Consider the following 7,330-nt stretch of genomic DNA (forward strand, 5'->3'; position numbering starts at 1 on the left):
GTTTTCACGATGTTCTTCAACGGTGGCATGATCCCGAACTACGTCCTCATCAACGCGATCGGGTTCACCAACACCATCTGGGCGATCGTCATCCCCAATGCGATCTCGGTGTTCAACCTGCTGGTGATGAAGTCGTTCTTCGAGAACCTCCCGGAAGAGCTCGAAGAGGCGGCTGCGATCGACGGGCTCAGCACGTACGGGATTTTCTTCCGAATCGTGCTGCCGCTCAGCAAGGCTGTCATCGCGACCATGATCCTGTTCTATGCGGTGACCTTCTGGAACTCGTGGTTCCAGGCGTTCCTCTACATGGACCGTGCCGAGCTCTACCCCGTCACCGTCTACCTGCGGAACATGATCGCCGGTGCGTCGACCGCGACGTCCGTCGGCGGTGCGGCAGGTGCGGACAACGTGGCGCAGATCGCGTCGAACATCCAGGCCGTGACGATGGTGCTCACGGTGCTTCCCATCATCTGCCTCTACCCGTTCATCCAGAAGTACTTCGTGTCGGGCATCATGCTCGGCGCCGTCAAGCAGTGACTCATCCACCCCCGGAAAGACCGACGAAGTTCACGAAGGGAATCTCATGAGGAGCACAACGAGGCGAGTGATCGGCCTCGCCGCCGCGGGAGCGCTCGTCACAGGCCTGGCAGCCTGCGACGCCGGTGACGGCGGCAACGGCGACGGCGACGGCGATGCGGTCGAGAACCTCGACGGCCAGCGGGTCGGGGCCATGGACGACTACGGCGTCGGCGACACGTTCGTGGCCACCGAGGAGGTCACCTTCGACCTTCTGTACCGCGACCACCCGAACTACCCCCTGGACCGTGACTGGCTGTTCTTCCAGTCGCTCGCCGAGCGCAACAACGTCCAGCTCGACCCCACTGTCGCCCCCCTCAGCGACTGGGACGAGCGCCGGTCGCTGCTGATCGGTGCGGGTAACGCCCCGTCGTTCATCCCGGTCACCTACGGAGGCCAGGAGGCGCCCTTCGTGGCCTCCGGTGCGATCCTGCCCGTGAGTGAGTACGTCGACCTGATGCCGCACTTCCAGGACAAGGTCGAACGGTGGGGCCTGCAGGAGGAGCTGGACTCCCTGCGGCAGGAGGACGGCCACTACTACCTGCTGCCCGGTCTGCTCGAGCAGGTGCGGCCGGACTACACGCTCGCGATGCGCACCGACGTCCTGGACGACCTCGGTGTCGCCGAGCCCACCAGCTGGGACGAGGTTCGCGAGGCGTTCGAGGAGATCGCCGACGAGCACGACGGGTACCCGTTCTCGGACCGGTGGGAGGGCCAGGCCCTTCTGAACTACGCGGCCGCGAGCTTCGGCACCGCAGCCGGGTGGGGCTACGGCCAGGGCGTGACCTTCGACCACGACGCCGGTGAGTTCCTGTACACCGGGGCCACCGACGAGTACCGCCAGCTCGTCGAGTACTTCGCGGGCCTGGTCGAGGACGGCCTGATGGACCCGGAGAGCTTCACCCAGGACGACGACCAGGCGCTGCAGAAGCTCTCGAACGAGAACTCCTACGCGGTCTCGACCAACGCCCAGGAGCTCATCGGCCACCGCAACACCCTCGACACCGCCATCGGCGAGGGTGAGTACGAGATCGGCAAGGTCCTGGTCCCCGCCGGGCCGGCCGGTGACATCATCGGCGGCACCCGCCTGGAGAGCGGCATCATGATCTCTGCCAGGGCTGCCGAGCAGGACACCTTCGTGGCGATGATGCAGTTCATCGACTGGTTGTACTACTCCGACGAGGGCCTGGAGTTCGCCAAGTGGGGCGTCGAGGGCGAGACGTTCGAGCGTTCCGGCGACACCGGCTACACCCTCACCGAGGACGTGGACTTCGTCGGTCTGAACCCTGACGGCTCGCAGAACCTGCAGGCCGACTTCGGGTTCTTCAACGGCGTGTTCCTGCTGGCCCAGGGCTCCACCCACGAGCTCGTCCTCTCCCACCTGAACGAGGAGGAGGTCGAGTGGCAGGAGGCCATGGCCGGCAAGCAGCAGGCGCCGATCGACCCGCCGTACCCGCTGTCCGAGATGGAGCGTGAGCAGGCCTCGCTCTACCAGAACGCGCTGAACGACTTCGTCCAGCAGTCGACCCTGCAGTTCATCCTCGGCCAGCGTGACCTGGACACCTGGGACGCGTATGTCGCCGAGCTCGAGGGCATGAACATGACCGCCTACGTCGACGTGGTGAACGAGGCGCACCAGCGGTTCCTGCAGAACAACTGAGTCACCCACGCGAGCCGGTCCAGCCGCGCCACTTCCGTGGCTGGGCCGGCTCGCCGCATGCCGGGCCCAGGCCCCACCTACGAGGAGAGGAACCTCCCAGTGCGTGTCGTCGTCCCATCCACCCCTGTGGGTCCCATGTCGCAGGCCTGGCGCGAGTGCGTCGGGACGGGCCGCATGAACCTGGCCCTGCGGCAGGACTACCAGGACGCGTTGGCCCTGACCCAGCAGGACATCGGGTTCCGGTACATCCGCGGGCACGGTCTGTTCAGCGACGACATGGGTGTGTACCGGGAGTACGAGCACCAGGGTCGGCGCTCGGCCCTGCACAGCTACACCTATGTCGACCAGGTCGTCGACTCCTACCTCGCGAAGGGTCTCCGGCCGTTCGTCGAGCTCGGGTTCATGCCGGACGCCCTGGCGTCGGGCGACCAGACGGTGTTCTGGTGGAAGGGCAACGTGACCCCGCCCCGCTCGTACCGGGAGTGGGAGACCCTGGTCCGCACGACCGTCGCGCACCTGGTGGACCGGTACGGGTTGGACGAGGTGCGGACGTGGCCCATCGAGGTGTGGAACGAGCCGAACCTGGTGCACTTCTGGAAGGGCGCCGACCAGCAGGAGTACTTCCGCCTGTACGAGGTCAGCGTCCAGGCCGTGAAGTCCGTCGACGCCGACCTGCAGGTCGGGGGACCGGCCATCTCACCCGGGTCGGACGAATGGTGGGAGCCGTTCGCACGCTTCGTCACCGAGCGTGACCTGCCCGTGGACTTCGTGAGCCGGCACGCCTACACGACCAAGCCCGCGCAGCACGTGCCGTTCGGGGTCTACCAGGACATGTGGGACCCGCAGAGCCTGCTCGACCAGTTCGCGGCCGCGCGCAAGCACCTGGCGGGGACCCGCCTGGAGGAGCTGCCCGTCCACATCACCGAGTTCAACACCTCCTACCGGCCGGACAACCCGGTGCACGACACCGCGTTCAACGCCGCCTACCTCGCCCCGGTCCTGGTGCAGGGTGGTCAGCACGCGGACTCGTTCTCGTACTGGACGTTCAGCGACGTCTTCGAGGAGGAGAACATCCCCACGGCGCTGTTCCACGGTGGCTTCGGGCTGCTGGGGCACCGTCAGGTCCGCAAGCCCACCTATCACCTGTACGCGTTCATGGCCCGCATGGGCGCCGACGTCCTGGCCAGCGGCCCGGACCACCTGGTGTGCGCCGACCCCGACGGCCGGGTCACCGTCCTGGCCTGGCAGCCGGTGGTCGCGGACGTGGACGCACCGTCCCAGCACAGGGTCCAGCTGTCGTTGCCGGTCAGCGAGCCGTGCCCGACGTACGCCGCTGCCGAGCACGTCGCGCCGGTAGGGGAGACCACGCCGCGGGCGTCGTGGGTGCGCCTGACGGTCAACGAGGACGAGGGAAACGCCTGGACGGCGTGGAAGCACATGGGCCGGCCGCGGTCGCCGCGGCCCCGTGAGGTGGACCTGCTGCACGAGCTGTCCCGACCGGGCACGCGGTGTGGCAGCCTGGACGTCGTGGACGGACGCGTGGAGCTGGACCTGACGCTGGGGCGTCACGAGGTGACGTTCGTGGAGGTCCGTCCCGTGCGGGACGAGACCCCGCCGTGGCTCGACGACACCCGCATCCCGGGGTACCGCGGCGCATGAGCGCAGCTCGGCCACGGGACATCAGCGAGTTCCCGCTGATGCGCGCCGCGATGGTCGTGTACTGGTTCGTCCTCATCGACCTGCTGGTGGTGCTCGCTGCCCTCCCGGGTGCGGTCCTGATGCTGTCGTTGGCGCCCGATGCGACGAACCTGCCGCTGTTCGCGTTGTCGCTGGTCCCGTTCGGCCCGGCTGTGGGGGCGGCGGTGTTCGCCTGGAGGTCGTTCCTGCGCGAGCGTTCCCCGTCACCGGCCCGGGAGTTCTGGCGTGGCTACCGCATGAACGTGGTGGACGTCCTGAAGTTCTGGGTCCCGCTCCTGGCACTCCTGACCGTGCTGGGGGTGAACCTCGCCAACCTGGCCGCCGCGGGGGTTCCCCCGGCGTTCGGGGCGGTGATGGTGGTCATCGCGGTCATGCTGGCCCTGTGGGGCCTGCACATGATGGTGATCACGTCCCTGTTCTCGTTCCGGCTGAGGGACGCTGCCCGGTTGGCGGCGCACGTCATGGGCGCCCGGTTCAAGGTGACCCTGGCGCACCTGTCCCTGCTGGTCGTCACCATCGGGCTCGTGGGCTACATCTCGGACTGGGTCCTGATGCTCGTGGCGTCGGTGCTGACGTTCCTGCTGGTCTGGTACTCGATGCCGGTCATCACGATGGTCCAGGCGCGGTTCGTCACCCCCGCCGGCGACGAGCCCGACCCGGCGGGCCCGCCGTCCGGCTGAGCTCAGCGGAGGGTGCCGTTCCACGCCGTCCAGGACTCGGCGGGCAGGGTCACGGTCGTGCGGTTGCCCTCGGAGCGGACGTCGGCGGTGTCGACCTCGCCCCAGCAGCTCGCGATCGCCTGTGCGGCGTGCTCGGGGCCGTGGACGGCCGGGTCGTGGTCGGCGACCATGCGCTTGGCGCCCTCGAGGGTGACCTGGGCGCCCAGGTGGTCCAAGGTGACCTCGACCGGCTCGGGGGAGCGGTTGGTGAGGAACAGCGCGAGCGCCCCGGTCTGCTCGTCGACGGTCGCGGCCGCGGTGACCAGCGGCACCTCGCCGTGCTCCTTGGTGGTGGTCGTGGGTGCGTCCACCCGCAGGTCCAGGGCGGTGCCGCGGGCCAGCTCGGCGGTGGTGGCGAACGGGTGGAAGGTGGGCTGGCGCCAGGACTCCCCACCGGGCTCGGTCATGATCGGGGCGATCACGTTGACGAGCTGGGCCAGGCAGGCCAGCGGTACCCGGTCGGCGTTGTTGAGCAGGGTGACCAGCAGGTCACCGACGACGACGGCGTCCAGCGCCGAGTACACGTCCTCGATGATGCGGGGGGCGTCGCGCTGGATGCCGGCAGCCGAGGACGTCGGTGCGCCGCCACCACGGCCGGTCATGTACCAGACGTTCCACTCGTCGAACGAGACGGTGATCTGCTTGTCGGAGCGCTTGCGGGCCGCGACGGCGTCGGCGCTGGCCACGACCCGGCGGATGAACCGGTCCATCGACGTCGCCGAGGCCAGGAACGAGGCGCGGTCGCCGTCGTGCTCCTCGTAGTAGGCGTGCGCCGAGATGTGGTCGACGACGTCCCACGTGCACTCCAGGACAGTCCGCTCCCACTCCCCGAACGTGGGCATCCCCATCCCGGAGGACCCGCACGCGACCAGCTCGATGGTGGGGTCGACGAGCTTCATGGCCTTGCCGGCCTCTGCGGCCAGGCGCCCGTACTCCAGGGCGTCCTTCGCGCCGACCTGCCAGGGGCCGTCCATCTCGTTGCCCAGGCACCACAGGCGCACCCCGTAGGGCTCGGTGCGGCCGTTGGCCACGCGCATGTCCGCCCAGCGGGTCCCGGGCTCGCCGTTGCAGTACTCGACCAGCGCTGCGGCGGCTGCGACACCACGGGTGCCGAGGTTCACGGCCATCATGGGCTCGACACCCTCGCGCTCGGCCCACTGCAGGAACTCGTCGGTGCCGACGGTGTTCGGCTCGACGGTGCGCCAGGCGAGGTCGATGAACGGCTTGCGGTCGGCCACGGGCCCGACGCCGTCCTCCCACACGTAGTTGGAGACGAAGTTCCCACCCGGGTAGCGCACCACGCTGACACCGAGCTCACGGGTGAGGTCGGCGACGTCCTTGCGGAACCCGTGCTCGTCGGCCGTGGTGTGGGTGGGTTCGTAGATACCCGTGTACACCGCGCGTCCCAGGTGTTCGACGAACGAACCGAACAGTCGCCGGTCCACCGCCCCGACGGTGAAGCGGGGGTGCATCAGGACGGTGGCGCTGAGGGTCATAGGAGAATCGAACCGTTTCGTTTACAACGTTGTCAACGTGTGCTGGACGTGCGGACGACGAGTTCAGGGGTGAACTCGACCTGCTGGGCCTCGGTGGTGCCGGGGTCGGTGCTGCGCAGCAGGAGGTCGGCGGCGATCTCGCCGATGCGTCGGGTCGGTCGACGGACCGACGTCAGCGGCGTCATCAGCATCGATGCGACATCGGCGTCACCGTAGCCGACGACCGCCACGTCCTGCGGGATGCGCAGGCCGTGGGCCCGCAGCGCACGCATCGCCCCGAGTGCGGTGTGGTCGTTCACGCAGAAGATCGCCGAGGGGTGGTCACCCGTTTCCAGCAGCTGAGACGCGCCGGTCACCCCGCCGTCGGCGTCCAGGGTGGGCACCGTGACCTCGACCAGGGCCGTGGCCGGGTCGAGCCCGGCCTCCCGCAGTGCGCGCAGGGCCCCGGCCCGCCCGTCGGCGCGCCGCCTGGTCCCCGGGGTTCCGTTGATCATGGCGACGCGGTCGTGCCCCTGCTCGAGCAGGTGGGTCACCGCCATCGCCGCACCGGCGACGTCGTCGACCGATACCGAGGAGATCTCCGGGTGGGGACTGGTGCGGTCCAGAAGGACGACGTCGGTGCCTCGACGGCGCAGCTGGAGCAGGTGGTCCACGTCGGGCCCCGCGGGCGTGACGAGCACGCCCAGGACCCCGTGCTCCTCGAACAGGCGCAGGTGGCGGGCCTCCCGGGCGGGGTCCTCGTCCGAACTGGCGAGCATGAGGGTCCGGTCAGCGGTGGCGAGGCGGTCCTCGATGCCGCGGGCCAGCTCGGTGGAGTAGGGGTTGCCGATGTCCGGCACGATCGCGCCGACGGTCGTGATCGTGCCGGCACGCAGCTGTCGCGCTGAGCCGTTCGGCACGAACGACAGCGCCTCGATCGCGGCCAGGACCTTGTCCCGGGTGGGGGTCGCGACGCGTTCGGGGCGGTTGAGGACGTTCGAGACGGTGCCCAGGGACACCCCGGCGGCCTTGGCCACGTCGCTGATGCTGGCCCGCTGCGCCCCCCGTCGGCGCGGCACGGACGACACGGTGCTGGACATGGGCCCCCTTCGTAGCCGGCCCCGCTGCCCGCGCAGGCGGGCCGCGATGCTCTGCCCGCCATTGTGCCCACAACCCCCGCCCCCCGACACCCGATCACCCCA

At 69.2% G+C, this 7,330-nt stretch carries 6 protein-coding genes; 4 read left to right on the forward strand and 2 right to left on the reverse strand.

The features are described 5' to 3' along the window. The 4 genes from N869_RS11470 to N869_RS11485 all read left to right on the forward strand — a co-directional run. A partial coding sequence (locus N869_RS11470) for a carbohydrate ABC transporter permease (RefSeq protein WP_035061800.1) occupies positions 1–537 on the forward strand: 537 nt, incomplete at its 5' end. A gap of 67 nt (positions 538–604) precedes the next feature. Then, positions 605–2,236: an ABC transporter substrate-binding protein gene (locus N869_RS11475; RefSeq protein ID WP_232229711.1), complete on the forward strand. Its 1,632-nt coding sequence runs from the start codon at positions 605–607 to the stop codon at positions 2,234–2,236. Between the two features lie 57 nt (positions 2,237–2,293). Beyond that, positions 2,294–3,895: a GH39 family glycosyl hydrolase gene (locus tag N869_RS11480; RefSeq protein WP_198026053.1), complete on the forward strand. Its 1,602-nt coding sequence runs from the start codon at positions 2,294–2,296 to the stop codon at positions 3,893–3,895. Next, the gene (locus N869_RS11485; RefSeq protein WP_052105466.1) at positions 3,892–4,614 is read left to right on the forward strand and encodes a DUF624 domain-containing protein; all 723 of its coding nucleotides are present in this window, start codon (positions 3,892–3,894) and stop codon (positions 4,612–4,614) included. Before N869_RS11480 ends, N869_RS11485 begins: the two co-directional genes overlap by 4 nt. Positions 4,615–4,616: 2 nt before the next feature. Here the strand turns inward: N869_RS11485 and arfA are convergent, their stop codons facing one another. Both arfA and N869_RS11495 read right to left on the reverse strand, forming a co-directional pair. Continuing rightward, the gene (gene arfA / locus N869_RS11490) at positions 4,617–6,149 is read right to left on the reverse strand and encodes an arabinosylfuranosidase ArfA (protein WP_035061796.1); all 1,533 of its coding nucleotides are present in this window, start codon (positions 6,147–6,149) and stop codon (positions 4,617–4,619) included. A 32-nt stretch (positions 6,150–6,181) separates the two neighbouring features. Beyond that, positions 6,182–7,228, reverse strand: coding sequence for a LacI family DNA-binding transcriptional regulator (locus N869_RS11495; protein ID WP_035061797.1), 1,047 nt, complete (start codon positions 7,226–7,228; stop codon positions 6,182–6,184). Between the last annotated feature and the right edge of the window lie 102 nt (positions 7,229–7,330).

Origin of the sequence: Cellulomonas bogoriensis 69B4 = DSM 16987, assembly GCF_000767165.1 — a bacterium.
In the GTDB taxonomy this organism is placed as follows: Bacteria; Actinomycetota; Actinomycetes; order Actinomycetales; family Cellulomonadaceae; genus Actinotalea; species Actinotalea bogoriensis.

Bases quoted from the DNA above. Each gene is read 5' to 3' on its own strand.
- N869_RS11480 (WP_198026053.1), top strand. From the start codon at position 2,294: ATGCCGGGCCCAGGCCCCACCTACGAGGAGAGGAACCTCCCAGTGCGT.
- N869_RS11495 (WP_035061797.1), bottom strand. From the start codon at position 7,228: ATGTCCAGCACCGTGTCGTCCGTGCCGCGCCGACGGGGGGCGCAGCGG.
- arfA (WP_035061796.1), bottom strand. From the start codon at position 6,149: ATGACCCTCAGCGCCACCGTCCTGATGCACCCCCGCTTCACCGTCGGG.
- N869_RS11485 (WP_052105466.1), top strand. From the start codon at position 3,892: ATGAGCGCAGCTCGGCCACGGGACATCAGCGAGTTCCCGCTGATGCGC.